Source organism: Agrobacterium sp. GD03872, assembly GCF_029840625.1.
GTDB lineage: Bacteria > Pseudomonadota > Alphaproteobacteria > Rhizobiales > Rhizobiaceae > Agrobacterium > Agrobacterium fabrum_A.
On record NZ_JAOCCY010000002.1, the window covers coordinates 543,549 to 559,132 of the forward strand.

Below are 15,584 nucleotides of genomic sequence, written 5' to 3' on the forward strand. Positions count from 1 at the left end.
ATATTCCGAGGAAATTTGTTTGACGTTTACGCGCACGTCAAATATTGTCATCCCATATCGGCCGGATTTTCGCCGGCGCTCACGATGCGGAGGAACATCGGTAATGCCTGTTTACAAGGCCCCAGTCAAAGACACGCTTTTTATTCTGAACGACGTTCTCGGCCTGGAGCGGTATAACAACCTGCCCGGCTTCGAGGATGCAACCCCTGACATGATCGAAGCGATTACCGGTGAAGCGGCGAAGCTTGCCGAAGAGCGGCTTTTCCCGCTCAACCTTTCCGGCGACCAGCAGGGCTGCAAGCGCGCCGATGACGGTTCGGTCTCCGTGCCCGATGGTTTCAAGGACGCTTACGACGCCTATTGCGAGGGCGGCTGGATCGGCCTTGCCGTTCCCCAGGAATTTGGCGGGCAGGGCCTGCCCTATACGCTGCATGCGGCGATCGGCGAATATATGTCGTCGGCCAACCTGTCGCTGATGATGTATCCCGGCCTGACGCAGGGTGCGATTGCCGCAATCCTCGTGCATGGCAGTCAGGAGCAGAAGGACACCTATCTGCCGAAGATGGTGGAGGGCACCTGGTCCGGCACCATGAACCTCACCGAGCCCCATTGCGGCACCGATCTCGGCCTTCTGCGCACCAAGGCGGTGCCGCAGGGTGACGGCAGCTACAAGATTTCCGGCCAGAAGATATTCATCTCGGCCGGCGAGCATTCCATGACTAATAATATCGTCCATCTGGTGATTGCCCGTATCGAAGGCGCGCCTGAGGGCACCAAGGGTATTTCGCTGTTCATCGTGCCGAAATTCCTCGTGAAGGAAGACGGTACGCTCGGCGAGCGTAATGGCGTCACGTGCGGTGCGATCGAGCACAAGATGGGCATCCACGGCAATTCCACCTGCGTCATGAACTATGACGATGCGACGGGATATCTGCTCGGTGCGGAGAACAAGGGCCTTTCGGCCATGTTCGTGATGATGAACGAAGCCCGCTTGGGTGTCGGCCTGCAGGGTCTTTCGGTCGGCGAGATCGCCTATCAGAATGCCGTCGAATATGCCCGTGACCGCATTCAGGGCCGCTCGCTTTCCGGCGCGAAATTCCCCGACAGGAAAGCCGATCCGATCATTGTGCATCCCGATATCCGCCGCACATTGATGACCATCAAGGCCTATAACGAGGCCGGCCGCGCTTTCCTTCTGTGGACAGCGCTGCAATCCGACATCGCCCATCGTTCCACCGACGAAAAAGCGCGTCAGGCGGCGGACGACCTGCTCGGTCTCGTCACCCCGATCCTGAAAGGCGTGCTGACCGACAAGGGCTTCGACCATGCGGTGATGGCGCAGCAGGTCTTCGGCGGCCATGGCTATATCGAGGAACATGGCATGAGCCAATATGTCCGCGATGCGCGTATCACCATGATCTATGAGGGTGCGAACGGCATTCAGGCGCTCGATCTCGTCGGCCGCAAGATCGGCATGAATGGCGGCCGCGCCGTGATGGCGCTGTTCAAGGAAATCGGCGATTTCTGCGAGGAAAACCGCGCCGACGAAAAGCTCAGCCTTTACACCAAAGGCCTGAAGAAGGGCTTGAACGACCTGCAGGCCGCAACCATGTGGTTCATGCAGAACGCCATGGCCAAGCCCGACAATGCCGGTGCCGGCTCGACCGACTATATGCATCTCTTCGGCATCGTGGTGCTGGGCTACATGCAGGCGCGCATGGCGAAAGCCGCCAGCGAAGCGCTTGCGGCAGGCAGCGCTTCGGACGAGGATTACCTCAGGACCAAGCTTGTCACGGCGAAGTTTTACATGGAGCGCATCATGCCGGAAACGGCGCTGCGCAAGGCCCGCATCGAAACCGGCGCGGACACCATGATGGAACTGGCTGCGGAAGCATTCTGAGAACGAGGGTTTCGATGGTTACGAAGGCAGATTTAACAGATTGGGTAGTCGAGGCGCTTAAGGCGAACAAAGGCGAAGGATCAATTCTGTACGTAGCCCAGTATATTTGGGACCATCATGAAAAGGACCTGCGCGGGCACGATCTTTTTTATTCGTGGCAATATGACATGCGATGGGCAGCGACGGAGTTGAGAAAAAAGGGCCGTCTCGTTGCCGCTGATGACGATCGCCGCGGAAAATGGACGCTTAAATGAGTTTGGTGCACTGAGAATACGGTGCAAGGGAGAGAGTTATGACCGACGTTTTTATCTATGACCATGTCCGCACCCCGCGCGGACGCGGCAAGAAGGATGGCAGCCTGCATGAGGTGCCTTCCGTTCGCCTTGCTGCCAAGACACTGGAAGCCATCCGCGACCGCAATGGGCTGGACACATCCGCTGTCGATGACATCATCATGGGCTGCGTCGATCCTGTCATGGATGCCGGTGCGGTGATCCCGAAGGCCGCCGCCTTCGAGGCCGGTTATTCCAACAGGGCGCCGGGCATGCAGATCTCGCGCTTCTGCGCCTCGGGTCTCGATGCCATCAACTTTGCGGCCGGCAAGGTCAAGGCCGGTTCGGACGATATCGTCATTGCCGGTGGCGTCGAAAGCATGTCGCGTGTCGGCATGGGCATGTCCGGCGGCGCCTGGTACATGGACCCTTCGGTCAACTTCCCGGCCTTCTTCATGCCGCAGGGCGTGTCGGCCGATCTCATCGCCACAAAGTATGGTTTCTCCCGTGACGATGTCGACGCCTATGCCGTCGAAAGCCAGAAGCGTGCGGCGCATGCCTGGGAAAAGGGCTATTTCAACAAGTCAGTCATTCCGGTGAAGGATTCAAACGGCCTGACGATCCTCGACCGTGACGAGCATATGCGCCCCGGCACGGACATGCAGGCGCTGGCCTCGCTCAACCCTTCCTTCCAGATGCCCGGCGAAATGGGCGGTTTCGAAGCCGTCGGCATCATGGCGCATCCGGAAGTGGAGCGGATCAATTACGTGCACCACGCCGGCAATTCGTCCGGCATCGTCGATGGCGCTGCCGCCGTGCTGGTTGGCTCGAAGGCGGGCGGCGAGGCAATGGGCATTAAGCCCCGCGCCCGCATCAAGGCATTCGCCAATATCGGCTCCGATCCGGCGCTGATGCTCACCGGCCCGGTGGATGTGACCGAAAAGCTCCTGAAAAAGACCGGCATGTCGCTTGCCGATATCGATCTTTTCGAACTCAACGAAGCCTTCGCCGCCGTGGTCCTGCGTTACATGCAGGCCTTCGACATCGACCACGACCGGATGAACGTCAATGGCGGCGCCATCGCCATGGGCCATCCGCTCGGTGCAACCGGCGCGATGATCCTCGGCACGGTGCTGGATGAGCTGGAGCGGCGCGATCTGAACACTGCGCTCGTCACGCTCTGCATCGGCGCTGGCATGGGCACGGCGACGGTTATCGAGCGGGTTTAAGGCAGCGGTAACAACCCCGCTTCCGTCATCCTCGGGCTTGACCCGAGGATCTACGCCGAGGTGCTGGATGGTCGGGTCAAGCCCGACCATGACGGGAAGGAGGAGTTAGACGCGTCAGGAAATTCAGGGAAGAGGAATCCCAAATGAGCACTTACACCAATTTCACCATCGAGACGGACGCAGACGGCATTGCCCTCGTCACCTGGGACATGCCGGAAAAATCCATGAACGTCTTCACGTCAGAAGTGATGGACGAGCTGAACGCGATTGTTGATGCCACCGTCGCCAACAGCGCCGTCAAGGGCGTCGTCTTCACGTCAGGCAAGAGCACCTTTTCCGGCGGCGCCGATCTTTCGATGATCAAGTCGATGTTCTCCTTCTACAATGACGAGAAGACGAAGAACCCGGATCAGGCCGCTGCAAGGCTGTTCGAACTGGTTGGCCGCATGACGGGCCTGTTCCGCAAGATCGAGACCAACGGCAAGCCCTGGGTTTCCGCCATCAACGGCACCTGCATGGGCGGCGCGTTTGAGTTGTCGCTTGCCTGCCACGGCCGGGTTGCGTCCAGCGCCAAGAACCTCAAGATCGCCCTGCCGGAAGTCAAGGTCGGCATCTTCCCCGGCGCCGGCGGCACCCAGCGTGTGCCGCGCCTGACGGATGCGCAATCGGCATTGCAGATGATGACAACCGGCCAGTCGCTGACCGGCGCGCGCGCCAAGGCCATGGGGCTGGTGCATCAGGTGGTGGAGCCGGATCAGCTGGTCGCAACCGCAAAGCAGATGATCAAGGACGGCCTGAAACCGGTCGCCCCCTGGGATGAAAAGGGCTTCAAGGCCCCCGGCGGCGGCATCTGGACGCCGGCCGCTGCCCAGCTGTGGCCGGCCGCTCCCGCCATCCTGCGCCGTGAAAGCGCCGGCAATTATCCGGCCGCCCTCGCCATCCTCAAATGCGTTTATGAAGGCCTGCAATTGCCCTTCGATACCGCATTGAAGGTGGAGCAGCGTTATTTCACCGAAATCCTTCGCTCGAAGGAAGCCTTCGGCATGATCCGCTCGCTGTTCATTTCCATGCAGGAACTGGGCAAGGGTGCGCGCCGCCCGGTCGGCCAGCCGAAGACCGAGTTCAAGAAGGTTGGTGTCGTCGGCGCGGGCTTCATGGGCGCAGCCGTCGCTTATGTCACCGCTGCCGCCGGCATCCCCGTCGTGCTGGTGGATCGCGATCAGGAAGCCGCCGACAAGGGCAAGGGCCATTGCGAGGAAAGCGTCAAGGCCGCTATCGGCAAGGGCAAGCTGACGCAGGACGAGGGCAAGGCCCTGCTCGACCTCGTCACCCCGACAGCGGATTACAAGGCGCTCTCCGACGCCGATCTCGTCATCGAAGCCGTCTTCGAGGACCGCGACGTGAAGAAGGCCGTCATCGAGGCGGTGGAAGCCGTCTTGCCGCAGGGCGCGATCTTCGCTTCCAACACCTCCACTTTGCCGATCACCGGCCTTGCGAAGAACTCCAAGCGCCCGGCGGATTTCATCGGCATCCACTTCTTCTCGCCGGTCGAGAAGATGATGCTGACGGAAGTGATCCTCGGCAAGGAAACCGGCGACAAGGCGCTCGCCGTCGCGCTGGATTATGTGGCCAAGATCAAGAAGACCCCGATTGTGGTCAACGATACGCGCGGCTTCTTCGTCAATCGCTGCGTGCTGCGCTACATGGCGGAAAGCTACGATATGCTGATCGAAGGCGTACCCGCCGCCATGATCGAAAATGCCGCGAAATTCGCCGGCATGCCGGTCGGCCCGCTGGCGCTGAACGATGAGGTGGCGATTGACCTTTCCTACAAGATCCTGAAAGCCACCGTCGCCGATCTCGGCGAAAAGGCCGTCGATCCGCGCCATATGGAGCTGGTGAAGAAGTTGGTGGAAGGCGAGGGCCGTTTTGGCCGCAAGAACGCCAAGGGCTTTTACGACTATCCGCAAAAGCCCGCCAAGAAGTCCCTTTGGCCCGGCCTGAAGGACCTCTATCCGCAGCAGAAGCCTGAAGCGGTGGATATGGAGGTGTTGAAACAGCGCTTCCTCGTCACCGTGGCGCTGGAAGCCGCCCGCACGGTGGAAGAAGGCATCGTCACCGATCCGCGTGAGGCGGATGTCGGCTCCATCCTCGGTTTCGGTTTCGCGCCCTATACCGGCGGTGCGCTGTCCTACATCGACGGCATGGGCGTGAAGAACTTCGTGGCGCTCGCCGAGAAACTCAGCGAGACCTACGGCCCGCGCTTCAAGCCGACACCGCTGCTGAAGGACATGGCCGCTAAGGGCGAAACCTTCTACGGACGGTTCGATCCCTATGCCAGCGCCGCCAAGGCGGCGTAAGCCTTCAAGGCACATCAGCGAACGGGCCCTTCCAGGTTCCAGTTTACCTCTCTCCAAACTCAACGTCATCCTCGGGCTCGACCCGAGGATCCATTCTTCCAACGGGTTATGGATCCTCGCCTCAAGGGCGAGGATGACGTTGGAGAGGATTCACACCTTTGCCATCAGTCTGAGGCCCTCCGGGGGCCTTTTTTATGGGCCGATTGCGTCGGTGCCGTCGCTTTCCGTGCATCCTTTGCCGGGCTGAGGCGTTGAAAAGGCTGACCGGGCAAAAGCACCCGCCGCCGCAATTCAGCACGCCTCAGGAGACAGCGATGAAAGCACCACTGCGATCCCACGGTTTCGACAAGCCCTCGGACCTTGACGACCATCTGGCCGAACTGGACGAAGAGGCCGTGGAGAAGAAGGCTGCAAAACCCGCTGCTGCCCGAAGGGCGCGTGCCTCCGCCCCGGCGGAATCATCCTTGCGGGCGGAACTGGATGATCTGCGCAAACAGCTCGAAAAGATTCGCCGCGACGTCAAACGGCTGGAAGCCGCCTCCAGCCCGTCGCATCATAAATCCGCCAACGCCCGGCATGAGCGCGACCGCGAGAATTCGCGCCTGATGACGGTGGTGCGCTCCGTTGCCGTCACCTCGCTGGCAAGCCGCATCTTCGCCTCCTCGCCCGTCATGGCGGCGCTGGTGGCCGTTGTGCCAATCGCGCTTGGCCTTGCCGCACGGCGTAGTGAGGGAGCATAAGCCGCCACCTGCCGCGCCGGCACCCGCTGGCCCGGCGGATGTCCAAGAGCGGTTTTCCGCCGCAATCCCGCCTTCGCCGGGCATAGATTTCAACCATCCACAGGCGCCGTGAAAAAACTGTCAAAAAACTTCGCGATGGCGCTTGCCATGTCCGAACAAGATGTTATAACCCCGCTCACTTTCGGGGCACCAAACAGCCCCGCCCGCCAAAAGCGGAGGTTCTTCAAGGACCTGAAGTGCCCGGATAGCTCAGTTGGTAGAGCAGCGGATTGAAAATCCGCGTGTCGGTGGTTCAAATCCGCCTCCGGGCACCATTTATCTCAACCTCATTTTTGATGAATTGCGTGCTTGGTGACTTGTCCATTTGCAAGCGAATTTCGATGAGTGGCTACCGCCATCATATGCTTTTGACGGGCCCGGTGTAGCCATGGGCCAACCCTGTTTGTTGCAGGCAGTTGGAAAGCAGCCCGCAAATGGATCGTGTCACAAGCCTACCTCTTCTACCGCCCGGCATTGTCTATTTTGACGGCTTTCTCTCTCCAGAGGAGGAGGCCGCCGTCGCCCACAGACTGGATGCGGGTGTGTGGAGCACGGAGCTGAAACGTCGCGTGCAGCATTTCGGTTATCGGTACGACTATAAGGCGCGCGCTGTTACCGCAGATGCGTATATCGGGCCGTTACCGCCATGGCTTGGCGTGTTCGCGGAGCGGTTAGTTGCCGCAGGTTATTGTCGGGATTTGTCCGATCAGGTTATCGCGAACGAATATATTCCGGGGCAGGGCATCAGTGCGCATGTCGATTGTGTGCCCTGTTTTGACGATGGGATCGTATCGATAAGCCTTTTATCCACATGCGAGATGGTTTTCCGCGAATTGCGTGGACCAGCCATATGCGGCGTCTTGCTTCAACCTCGCTCCGGCGTCTTGCTGAGAGACGCTGGCCGCTACGGGTGGACCCATGAAATTCCGGCTCGCAAATCGGATATCGTGAATGGAGTTAGGACAGCCCGAAGCAGACGAATTTCCCTGACCTTCAGGAAGGTGACCGCCGCCAAAAAAGCGCGATGAATATTCACCTCATTCATCCCATCGGACTTCAAGGTGACCACCGAGTGCCCTCACTCCTCGATTAATAGCTTTGAAGTTAGGATATTTGCTTCGGTAACCGCGTGTCTGAAAATAACGTCCTGTTCCCGCGTCTTCGTCCACGTCCCGCATGGTCAAATTTGCATCGTAGCAATGATTTCGAAGCTGATCGAGCGCCAGAACACCAGTAATTTTATAAGGTTTTTTCTTGCGACGATATCCGTAATAGCGGGCCGCCGACTGAATTTTCTGCCATTCTACCCCGGGGAAAAATTTGCAAATATCTTCCCGGCTGGCTTCTGGATAGAGTTTCCGCAACTTCTGTCTTGCTGACCACTCCCAAGATTGCTTGCGTGGAACCAAGCCGAGCTTTTGACAGCGTGTCTGGATCGCCTTTTTTGATCGTTTATCCAGAACTTGACATAAGGCAAAGTAGTCAGGGTAGAATATTTTGCAAACCAAGTCTTCTTTGTCTGCCCAAACTTTGTGGCCGCTAACCGTAAAACCGGAACGCAGAATTCTTGACCGAGCACGTTCTGCTGAAGCGGCATTTCTTGCCAGATATGCCAAATCCATGGCCAATCTCATAACCCGGAAGTTAAGCTTTTTTCACGTTCATAACACGGAACGGATTAAACGTTCCCGCCTTGTCGGTGAAGTTTTCCGCTATGCCTTTGGGTAATCCGTTCAGCTCTCGAAGTTTGTAAGCGAGAGTGGCAAACTCCAGTTTCAAGCGATCAATTTCTTGCGCTCTGACCTCAACGATCCGCGCTTCAATCTCGGCTTTCTGACGAAGGAGTTCATCCAGTTCAGACATTACAGCGCTCCTAATATAATCGAATTGATTCCGGCTATTGGAAGCTGCTGCCGTAAATAAGAGCCTACAAACCGATTTTCGTTGAAGCGTTTATTAAGTCGCTTTTTTTGCAGATATATGAAGATATCTTGCAATATTGCGATGCACATGAAGTAAATGGATGATCGGTTGTCGAATTCTAACTTTTGTTGAGGGCGGCACCACTTATCCGTGACCTAAAGATGCTCCCGATTATCCGTATTCTGCTCCGCCCGGTCCCGATAAAGCGCGGCGCGTCCCAGCAGCATCAGGGAAACCGGGGTCGTCACCGTCATGAAGATGCCGATGAAGATTTCGTGGAAGGCGAAGCGGTCGCCGGAGACGGAGAAATAGATGATCGAGGCCATGACGATGCCGCCGGTGCCCCAGCTGGTGCCGAGCGTTGGTGCATGCAGGCGCTCATAGAAGCTGTTGAGCCTGGCAAAACCAATGGTGCCGATCAGCGTCAGCGAGGCGCCCAGCAGCACGAAGAAGGCCACGGCAATGGCGGCCCAGAGGGGAAATTCGTGCGCCTCGCTCATTCGATCACCTCGCCACGCATCAGGAATTTGGAAAGGGCGACGGTGGAGACGAAGCCGAGGATGGCGATCAGCAGCGATGCCTCAAAATAGATGTCGTTGCCGGTGCGCAGGCCGAAGGTCAGGAGAAGCAGCATGGCGTTGACATAGAGCGTATCGACGCCCAGCACGCGGTCCTGCGCGCGCGGGCCGATGGCGATACGATAGACCGAGATCGCCATGGCGATGGCGAGCATGAACTGCGCCAGCGAGAAGGACCAGAAAAGGATAATCGAACTCATTCGAATATCTCCATCAGCAGTTTTTCATAACGGTTCTTGATGAGGCTTATCCACGCTGCCTCATCCACATCGTCGAGAACATGAAGCAGCAGCGTGCCCTGGCTGGAATTATATTCGAGCCATGCGCTTCCCGGCGTCGAGGTCAGGATCGTCGCCAGAACCGCAAGCGCCATCGGATCGCGAATGTCGAGCGGTACGGCCAGGAAGCCGGATTTGCGGTCCCTCTCGCGCTTGAACAGGATGATCCTCACAACCGCGATATTGGACCTGACGATATCGTAGAGCACGATCAGGATCAGCTGCACCAGCCTGTGCCAGTTGCGGATGCGCGGCTTGGCGGGCCTGAGCGACGCCATCGCCCAGGAGGCGACAAGCGCAACACCGGTACCGAGCAGCAGATGCCCCGGCGAAAAGCTGTTGATCGTCATCCAGAAGAAGATCAGTGAGATCGTCAGCAGCGGGTAAGGCAGGAGACGGCTCATCATGGCTCCGCCTCCGGGTTGCTTCCCGCCCTCGGCGCGGAAATGACACCCTGAATATAGCTTGCCGGCAGGTCGAGGATACGCGCCGTTTCCTGCATGTAACGCATCACCGGTCCCGCCTGCACGGTCATGGCAAGCGTTAGGCCGAGCAGCAGCATCACGGGGGCGATTTCGATGACGAGCACGCGCGGCACAGTGCCTTCGATGGAAGCCCAGAAGGTGCGGATGCCGGCGCGCGTCATCGAAATCAGCGAGGCGAAACCGGCAAAGACGATCAGGAAGACCAGCCACCAGGACAGCGTGGAAACGCTGTCATTGGCGCCAAGCCCGGAAGGGTTGAGAATGGCGGTCAGCATCGAGAATTTGGCGATGAAACCCGAAAGCGGCGGCAGGCCGGCCAGAAGAATGCCGCAGGCGGTAAAACAGGCGCCGAGCACCGCCATGGTGGCGGGCATGGTCACGCCGACCTCCTCTTCCTCCTCTTCCTCGTCGCCCTCGCCATAGGCCTCCATGGTCACGGCAAGAACGTTCGCGCCGGCATCCTGTCCGCGTTCCACAAGCTCGATCAGCATGAAGAAGGCGCTGATGGTGAGGGTGGAGCTGACCATGTAATAAAGCGCGCCGGCCGCAACCGTCGGATTGCCGGTGCCCATGGCGGCAAGCAGCGTTCCCGACGAGACGAGAACCGAAAAGCCGGCAAGCCGACCCAGCGCCTGCGACGCCAGAACGCCGATGGCCCCGAAGATGATGGTGGCGATGCCGCCGACCAGCAGCGCGTCATGGCCGAAACCGGCCGATTCCCCCGCCGTCTGCCCGAAAAGCAGGAAGGACAGGCGGGCGATGACATAAATGCCGACCTTGCTCATGATGGCGAAGAGCCCGCCCACCGGGGCCGACGCCGCGCCATAGGCGGAAGGCAGCCAGAAATTCAGCGGCCACATGCCGGCCTTGACCAGAAAGGCGACGCCAAGAACTGCCGCCCCGGTTTCCAGAAGCATGCGCTGGTCCGGGTTGAGCCCCTCGATGCGGTGGGCGAGGTCGCCCATGTTCAGCGTGCCTGTCACGCCATAGATGAGGCTGACGCCGATCAGGAAGAACAGGGCGGCGACGAGGTTGATGGCGATATAATGCAGCCCGGCCTTGACGCGCTGCTGGCCGGAGCCGTGCAGCAACAGGCCGTAGGAGGCGGCCAGCATCACTTCGAAGAAGACGAAGAGATTGAAGAGATCGCCGGTCAGGAACGCACCGTTGACGCCCATCAGCATCATCTGGAACAGCGAATGGAAATGCGCGCCCGACCTGTGCCACTTCGCCATCGAATAGATCAAGGACGGAATGGCGAGCAGCGCCGTGAGCAACACCATCAGGCCCGAAAGACGGTCGGCGACGAGCACGATGCCGAAAGGCGCCGGCCAGTTGCCAAGCAGATAGACGCCGCTCGATACCACGGCGGCGATCTCGGTATTGACCGTCGAGTTCACCTCGCGGAACAGCAATATGGCGACCACCAGCAACAGCACGGTCGAGGCAAGGCTGATGGCGGCTTTCGCCACGCGCTGGCGCTCGTCGAAGAACAGCAGCAGGGCTGCGGTAATCAGCGGCAGCAGAATGGGCGCGATGACGATGTGGAAGGGGAACGACATCATTTCGTCTCCCTCCCGTCCACATGGTCGGTGCCGGTGAGGCCGCGGGCGGCAAGCAGCACGACGAGGAACAATGCGGTGGTGGCAAAGCCGATGACGATGGCCGTCAGCACCAGCGCCTGCGGCACGGGGTCGGCGAGCGTCGAACTGTCGACGCCGTTGACCAGCACCGGCGGCGCATTGGTCTTGATGCCGCCGACGCCGAAGATGAAGAGGTTGACGGCGTAAGACAGCAGCGAAAGCCCGACGATGACCTGATAGGTGCGCGGGCGCAGCACCAGCCACACGCCGGAGCCGGTCATGATGCCGATGCCGATTGCAAGAATGAGTTCCATTACACGTCCTCCGCTTTTGCGGCTTCAGGCGTGCGAACGCGGTAGTTACGCAACGATTGGTGTGCCAGTGCTATCAGCATAAGAACGGTGGAGCCGACGACCGTCGAAAAGACGCCGAGATCGAACAGCAGGGCGGATGCCGTCGGCATTTTGCCGATATAGGGTATCTCCGTATACTGGAAATAGGACGTCAGGAACGGGTAGCCGAAATACCAGGAGCCGATACCCGTCGCCGTCGCCATCAAGAGGCCAAAGCCCATCCAGCGCAGCGGCAGGATGCGGATGCGGTCTTCCGCCCAGCGCGCCCCGCCGGCGAGATATTGCAGCAGGAAGGCGATCGCCATGGTGATGCCGGCCGCAAAACCGCCGCCCGGCAGGTCGTGCCCGCGCATGAACAGGAAGATCGAGAAGGTGATGATAACAGGGAACATCCATTGCATGACGATGGACGGCACATAGAGATAGTCGCGCACCGTATCGCCCTTGCTGCGGTCCGGCCGTTCGGCATCGAAGGCGTTCTGCATCTGCTGCTGTTCCGGCACCCCGATGCTTTCATGGGCGGGGCGGAAACGGCGCAGCAGCGCAAAGACGGTGAGGGCAACGATGGCCAGCACCGCGATTTCGCCGAAGGTGTCGAAGCCGCGGAAGTCGACGAGGATGACATTGACGACATTGGTGCCGCCGCCTTCGGTATAGGCGCGTTCCAGGAAATAGGTCGCAATGGCGTTCGGCACCGGCAGCGTCATCACGGCATAGGCGATGACGGACATGCCGATACCGCTGCCTGCGGCCAGCAAAAAGTCACGGGCGCGGCGAAGCTGCGCCGGCAGCTCATCGCTGCTGTCGACCTTCTCGACGCGTTTCGGCAGCCATCTGAGGCCGAGCAGGATGAGAACCGTGGTGACGATCTCCACCAGCAGCTGGGTGATGGCGAGATCCGGCGCGGAAAGCCAGACGAAGGTGAGGCAGGTGACGAGGCCCGAGACGCCGAGCATGACCAGCGCGGCAAGGCGGTGATATTTCGCCTGCCAGGCCGCACCCATGGCCGCGATCATGCCTATCAGCCAGAGGATGGCGAAGATCGGGTCGAAGGTCGTCACGCGCGGCAGCGAGAGGGAAAATTCCGAAAGGAAGAGAGGCGAGAAACCGGCAAGAAGCGCCACGAGGATGAGAAGTCTCAGCTGCGGCTGCAGACGCCGCGTGCCGAGCGTGCTTTCCAGCCACCGCGCCCACTTCCAGGACACGGTGACAAGAATGCGCTCGAAGATGCGCTGTCCCCGCAAATGCCGGAAGACCGGCGGGCCATCGTCGCAGCGTGAGAAATAACCGCCGAGCAGGGCATAGATCGTGACGCCGCCGATCAGCGCCGCGATACTCATGATCAGCGGCAGGTTGAAACCATGCCAGATCGACAGGCTGTAAACCGGCGTTTGCGCACCGAGAACGGAAAGCACGGCCGAATGCAGGAACGGGCCGATGGAGAGGCTCGGAACGATGCCGACGATCAGGCAGGCGAAAACGAGGAATTCGATGGGGAAACGCATCCAGCGCGGCGGCTCGTGCGGATGCGGGTTCGGCAGATCGACAGGTTTGGGGCCGAAGAACACCGTATGGATGAAACGCAGCGAATAGGCGACGGCGAATGCGCCCGACAGCGTCGCGACATAGGGTAGCGCCCGGTCCAGCAGCGAGTCGGCATGGGTTTCGACTGCCTCGGCGAAGAACATTTCCTTGGAAAGGAAGCCGTTGAACAGCGGCACCCCGGCCATGGCCGCACTCGCCGCCATGGCGAGCGTCGCGGTTGCGGGCATATAGGTGTAAAGCCCGCTTAAGCGTCGCATGTCGCGCGTGCCGGTTTCATGGTCGATGATGCCGGCCGCCATGAAGAGCGACGCCTTGAAGGTGGCGTGGTTGACCATGTGGAAGATGGCCGCCACCGCCGCAAGCGGGCTGCCGAGGCTCAGAAGCGTGGTGATGAGGCCGAGATGGCTGATGGTGGAATAGGCAAGCAGCCCCTTCAGATCCTGCTGGAACATGGCGAAATAGGCGCCGAGCAGCAGGGTGATGATGCCGGCCGCGCCCACCAGCCAGAACCATTCCGGCGTGCCCGCCAGCACCGGCCAGAACCGCGCCAGCAGGAAAACCCCGGCCTTCACCATGGTGGCCGAATGCAGATAGGCGGAAACCGGCGTTGGCGCCGCCATGGCGTTGGGCAGCCAGAAATGGAACGGAAACTGCGCGCTCTTGGTCAGCGCGCCGCCAAGGATGAGAATGAGCGCCGGTACATACAGCGGATGGGCGCGAATGGCGGCGCCGGCCTCGATGATTTTGTCGAGATCGTAACTTCCGGCCATATGGCCGAGGATCAGCAGGCCCGCCAACAGACTGAAACCGCCTATCCCGGTCACGGTCAGCGCCATGCGCGCGCCATCGCGCGCACCGGCGTTCTGATGCCAGTAGCCGATCAGCAGGAACGAGAAGATGCTGGTCATTTCCCAGAAGATCGACAGCAGGATGACGTTGCCGGAGAGCACCACGCCGAGCATCGAGCCCATGAAGGCGAGCAGGAAGGCGAAGAAGCGCGGTATCGGGTCTTCCGCCGACATGTAATAACGGGCGTAGAGCACCACGAGCAGGCCGATGCCGGTAATGAGCATCGTGAAGATCCAGGCAAACCCATCGAGCCGCAGGGTGAAATTCAGGCCGAGTTGCGGCAGCCATTCCACATCATATTTCAGCACGCCGCCGCCGCTGACATTCGTATAAAGAAAGATGCTGCTGACAAGGCCGAATAGGGCGACTGCGCCCGCAACGGAGGCGGGGCCTGCCGCCGCACCCTCGCGCGGCATGAAAGCCGTCAGAAGCGCGCCGACGAAGGGCAATGCGACAATGAATGGAAGAATGGTTGCAAGTGTCATATGCGGCGGCGGTTTTCTCTCTGGAATGGGAGTCTGCGGCGGGTTTCCGACGACTCCGATCCCTCAGGGTTCCCAAAGAACCCGATGATGATGACCGCCGGAATGACTAATACATAATATGCGGAGGCGCGCGTGGAACCACGCTGGCAAAGTCTCGGAAAGCTTGTGGCACGATGGCAACAGCAACGATCGAGGCTTTGGCGTTGTCGGTGATGTCGGGAGCGGGTGAAAGAAACTCGTGGTACGGGAACCCTAAGCCGGCCTTGCCGGCGTTACAGCCATAATCATTGCCGCTGTCGCAATCCTTCTCCCGAAGAGAAAGGGAACGGCTGAGATCGACGGTCTGCAATCGTTCGAGCCGGTTGGTCTTGGAAAGGGTCTTGACGCCGGCCGGCGCCTGAAAGCCGATCATGACGAGCAGGCTCGCGACCACGAGGCCGATCAGCACTTGCGGATGGCGGCTTGAACTGCGGCCTTTCTCCATCCATGGCAAGTTGGCATCTCCTTGATCGAAAAGGTCTCTTTAAAGCATCACCGTTGAGCGAATATCCTGTTGATTTGTTTTAGGGGAAGCCGGACATGCTTGTCCAGCGCGCATGCGGGAAAAACCGCCGGCAGCACCCGATTCCTTTTCGTTTTTGCCCGTTTGCGGCAAAGTAAGGGCGGCTTTCGCTAAAAGCTTTTGCAAATTTTACCGTTTGACGCCGGAGCTGACGTTTCTTAACTTTCAAGCAAGGAATTAACCATAAAGATTGGTGGTATTTCCACGGCGGAATGGGGCTCTCTCCCCTTCCAGGCATGACGCCGCACTGCCGTACCGGGGCCGATCCGGTATTTTCGTTTCTTGGTTCAAGAAGGTCTGGCAAGCGTCGATGCCGCATCGTCCGCGATGGGTATGTTCGTTCAAAAATCCCCTCAGGGTGCTGGCGTTCTGAACCTTGGCCAAATTGGCCGGGTTTGACCGG

At 59.6% G+C, this 15,584-nt stretch carries 15 protein-coding genes and 1 tRNA gene; 7 read left to right on the forward strand and 9 right to left on the reverse strand.

The features are described 5' to 3' along the window. Positions 1 to 103: 103 nt before the first annotated feature. The 7 genes from N5D22_RS06610 to N5D22_RS06640 all read left to right on the forward strand — a co-directional run bounded on the left by N5D22_RS06610 (position 104) and on the right by N5D22_RS06640 (position 7,568). Positions 104 to 1,900: an acyl-CoA dehydrogenase C-terminal domain-containing protein gene (locus N5D22_RS06610; protein WP_279654890.1), complete on the forward strand. Its 1,797-nt coding sequence runs from the start codon at positions 104 to 106 to the stop codon at positions 1,898 to 1,900. Between the two features lie 14 nt (positions 1,901 to 1,914). Beyond that, a complete protein-coding gene (locus N5D22_RS06615; RefSeq protein WP_078051282.1) occupies positions 1,915 to 2,154 on the forward strand; it encodes a hypothetical protein in 240 nt (79 codons plus the stop codon). Positions 2,155 to 2,192: 38 nt separating this feature from the next. Further along, the gene (locus tag N5D22_RS06620) at positions 2,193 to 3,401 is read left to right on the forward strand and encodes an acetyl-CoA C-acetyltransferase (protein WP_174056039.1); all 1,209 of its coding nucleotides are present in this window, start codon (positions 2,193 to 2,195) and stop codon (positions 3,399 to 3,401) included. A 143-nt stretch (positions 3,402 to 3,544) separates the two neighbouring features. Then, positions 3,545 to 5,761 carry a 3-hydroxyacyl-CoA dehydrogenase NAD-binding domain-containing protein gene (locus N5D22_RS06625; RefSeq protein ID WP_279654891.1) on the forward strand — a complete coding sequence of 739 codons (2,217 nt, stop codon included), beginning with the start codon at positions 3,545 to 3,547 and terminating at the stop codon, positions 5,759 to 5,761. Between the two features lie 314 nt (positions 5,762 to 6,075). Beyond that, positions 6,076 to 6,501 (forward strand): hypothetical protein, encoded by a 426-nt coding sequence (locus tag N5D22_RS06630; protein WP_279654892.1) that lies wholly within the window; start codon positions 6,076 to 6,078, stop codon positions 6,499 to 6,501. Between the two features lie 238 nt (positions 6,502 to 6,739). Continuing rightward, positions 6,740 to 6,815 (forward strand) — tRNA-Phe (locus N5D22_RS06635). A gap of 159 nt (positions 6,816 to 6,974) precedes the next feature. Further along, the gene (locus tag N5D22_RS06640; protein WP_279654893.1) at positions 6,975 to 7,568 is read left to right on the forward strand and encodes an alpha-ketoglutarate-dependent dioxygenase AlkB; all 594 of its coding nucleotides are present in this window, start codon (positions 6,975 to 6,977) and stop codon (positions 7,566 to 7,568) included. Between the two features lie 9 nt (positions 7,569 to 7,577). Here the strand turns inward: N5D22_RS06640 and N5D22_RS06645 are convergent, their stop codons facing one another. The 9 genes from N5D22_RS06645 to N5D22_RS06685 form a co-directional block, all read right to left on the reverse strand. Then, positions 7,578 to 8,162, reverse strand: a complete 585-nt coding sequence (locus tag N5D22_RS06645; protein WP_279654894.1) for a hypothetical protein — start codon at positions 8,160 to 8,162, stop codon at positions 7,578 to 7,580. Positions 8,163 to 8,184: 22 nt separating this feature from the next. Continuing rightward, on the reverse strand, positions 8,185 to 8,403 hold the full coding sequence (locus N5D22_RS06650) for a hypothetical protein (protein WP_279654895.1): 219 nt from the start codon (positions 8,401 to 8,403) through the stop codon (positions 8,185 to 8,187). A 215-nt stretch (positions 8,404 to 8,618) separates the two neighbouring features. After that, entirely contained in the window at positions 8,619 to 8,963 is a 345-nt protein-coding gene (gene mnhG / locus N5D22_RS06655; protein ID WP_003522773.1) for a monovalent cation/H(+) antiporter subunit G, read from the reverse strand. Continuing rightward, a complete protein-coding gene (locus N5D22_RS06660) occupies positions 8,960 to 9,241 on the reverse strand; it encodes a K+/H+ antiporter subunit F (protein WP_003522772.1) in 282 nt (93 codons plus the stop codon). The genes mnhG and N5D22_RS06660 overlap by 4 nt, the downstream gene beginning before the upstream one ends. Next, positions 9,238 to 9,726, reverse strand: coding sequence for a Na+/H+ antiporter subunit E (locus N5D22_RS06665; RefSeq protein WP_279654896.1), 489 nt, complete (start codon positions 9,724 to 9,726; stop codon positions 9,238 to 9,240). The genes N5D22_RS06660 and N5D22_RS06665 overlap by 4 nt, the downstream gene beginning before the upstream one ends. Beyond that, positions 9,723 to 11,369: a monovalent cation/H+ antiporter subunit D gene (locus N5D22_RS06670; RefSeq protein WP_279654897.1), complete on the reverse strand. Its 1,647-nt coding sequence runs from the start codon at positions 11,367 to 11,369 to the stop codon at positions 9,723 to 9,725. Before N5D22_RS06670 ends, N5D22_RS06665 begins: the two co-directional genes overlap by 4 nt. Continuing rightward, entirely contained in the window at positions 11,366 to 11,701 is a 336-nt protein-coding gene (locus tag N5D22_RS06675; RefSeq protein ID WP_020810384.1) for a Na+/H+ antiporter subunit C, read from the reverse strand. The genes N5D22_RS06670 and N5D22_RS06675 overlap by 4 nt, the downstream gene beginning before the upstream one ends. Then, positions 11,701 to 14,619 (reverse strand): monovalent cation/H+ antiporter subunit A, encoded by a 2,919-nt coding sequence (locus N5D22_RS06680; protein ID WP_279654898.1) that lies wholly within the window; start codon positions 14,617 to 14,619, stop codon positions 11,701 to 11,703. The genes N5D22_RS06675 and N5D22_RS06680 overlap by 1 nt, the downstream gene beginning before the upstream one ends. A gap of 106 nt (positions 14,620 to 14,725) precedes the next feature. Beyond that, positions 14,726 to 15,103, reverse strand: coding sequence for a hypothetical protein (locus N5D22_RS06685; protein ID WP_279655048.1), 378 nt, complete (start codon positions 15,101 to 15,103; stop codon positions 14,726 to 14,728). Positions 15,104 to 15,584 lie beyond the last annotated feature (481 nt).